The organism is Saccharopolyspora sp. (assembly GCF_017434145.1).
Lineage (GTDB): Bacteria > Actinomycetota > Actinomycetes > Mycobacteriales > Pseudonocardiaceae > Saccharopolyspora_C > Saccharopolyspora_C galaxeae.
Window position 1 is genome coordinate 1 of the sequence record NZ_JAFRFW010000946.1, and the last position, 2,225, is coordinate 2,225.

Annotated in this window: 1 pseudogene; it reads left to right on the plus strand. The window is 72.3% G+C overall.

Going from position 1 to position 2,225, the window contains the following annotated elements:
- Nucleotides 1–2,225: pseudogene (locus tag IJH84_RS25495) on the plus strand (DEAD/DEAH box helicase); the annotation flags it as partial.

Sequence of the window (2,225 nt, forward strand, 5' to 3'; positions counted from 1 at the left end):
GACGACTGGGCGCGGGACAACCTGCTGGCCTACCTGGCCGAGCAGCGGCAGGCGACGCGGCACGTGCCGGACGACCGGACGATCGTGGTGGAGCGGTTCCGCGACGAGCTGGGCGACTGGCGGATGGTGGTGCACTCGCCGTTCGGCGCGCAGGTGAACGGCCCGTGGGCGCTGGCGGTCGGCGCGCGGTTGCGCGAGCGGCGGGGCATCGATCCGCAGGTTGCGTCCTCGGACGACGGCATCGTGGTGCGGCTGGCGGACGCGCTGGACGAGTCCGGGGCGGACGTGCTGCCGAGCGCGGAGGACGTGCTGCTGTCCCCGGACGAGGTGCAGCAGGTGGTGACCGACGAGGTCGGTGGCTCGGCGTTGTTCGCGGCGCGGTTCCGCGAGTGCGCGGCGCGGGCGTTGTTGTTGCCGCGGCGGGATCCGCGCAAGCGCTCGCCGTTGTGGCAGCAGCGGCAGCGGGCGGCGCAGCTGCTGTCGGTGGCCGCGCAGTACGAGCAGTTTCCCATCGTGCTGGAGGCGATGCGGGAGTGCTTGCAGGACGTTTACGACGTGCCGGGGCTCACGGAGCTGATGTCGCAGGTCGCCGCCCGCAAGGTGCGGGTGGTGGAGGTGGAGACGCAGTCGCCGTCGCCGTTCGCGCGCAATCTGCTGTTCGGCTACATCGGCATGTTCCTGTACGAGACGGATGCGCCGTTGGCGGAGCGGCGGTCGGCGGCGTTGAGCCTGGATTCGACGTTGCTGGCGGAGCTGCTGGGTTCGGAGGCGCTGCGGGAGCTGCTGGATCCGGACGTGGTCGTGGAGGTCGAGTCGCAGCTGCAGCGGCTCGATCCGGAGCGCCGCGCCAAGGACGTCGAGTCCGCTGCGGACCTACTGCGGTTCCTGGGTGATCTGTCCACTGCGGAGGCTCAGGAGCGCGGTGTCCAGCCGGAGTGGCTGGAGCAGCCGCGGGCGCAGCGCCGGGTGCTGGCGGTGCGGATCGCCGGTGAGCAGCGGTGGATCGCGATCGAGGACGCAGGCAAGGTGCGCGACGCGCTGGGCGTGGCGTTGCCGGTCGGGGTACCGGAGGCGTTCACCGAGCCGGTCGCGGATCCGTTGGGGGAGCTGCTGATCCGGTACGCGCGGTGCCGCGGCCCGTTCACCGCGGAGTCGGCGGCGCGGCGATTCGGCCTCGGTGTCGCGGTGGTGCACGGCGTGCTGGACCGGCTGACCGGTTCCGGACGGTTGGTCAGCGGTGAGCTGCGGCCGTTGGAAGCCGGCGGCGGGCGCGGTGTCGAGTACTGCGACGCGGAGGTCTTGCGGCGGCTGCGGCGGGCATCGCTGGCACGGTTGCGGGCCGAGGTGGAGCCGGTCGAGCCGGCGGCGCTGGGGCGGTTTCTGCCCGCATGGCACGGGGTCGGTGCCCGGCTGCGTTCCGCGCCGACGGTGGATGACGTGTACTCGGTGGTGGAGCAGCTCGCGGGTGCGCCGGTTCCGGCCAGTGCGCTGGAGTCGTTGGTGCTGCCTGCTCGGTTGCCGGGTTATTCACCCGCGTTGCTGGATGAACTCACTTCGACCGGTGAGGTCACGTGGGTCGGTTCCGGCGCGTTGGCCGGGGGTGACGGATGGATCGCGCTGGCGCCGACGGATGTCGCGGATCTGTTGTTGCCGGATCTGCCGGAGGACGCGCAGCGCACTCCGCTGCACGAAGCGTTGTTGTCCACTTTGGAGGGTGGCGCGCAGTTCTTCCGCGCGCTGGCCGATCGGGCGGCGGCGCTGCTGGTGGAGCGCGGGGAGGAGGCTCCGGCCGACGACGCTGTGATCACGGCGTTGTGGGACCTGGTGTGGTCGGGTGCGGCCACCAACGACACGTTGGCTCCGTTGCGCGCGGTGGTGTCCGGGAAGGGAGCGGCGCACAAGCCGCGGCGCAACGCGCCGCGCGGACGATATGCGCGGTTGCGTGCGGGTCGGCCGTCGATGCCCAGCCGCAGCGGTCCGCCCACGGTCTCCGGCCGGTGGTCGCTGGCTCCTTCCCCGGCGGCGGAGCCGACGAAGCGGGCGCACGCGCGGGCGGAGTCGTTCTTGGAGCGGCACGGCGTGCTGACCCGGGGCGCGTTGGAAACCGAACGGGTCAGCGGCGGTTTTTCCGCGGTGTACAAGGTGTTGCGGGCGATGGAGGAGTCCGGGCGTTGCCGCCGCGGCTACGTGGTCGAGGGCCTCGGCGCGGCGCAGTTCGCGGTGCC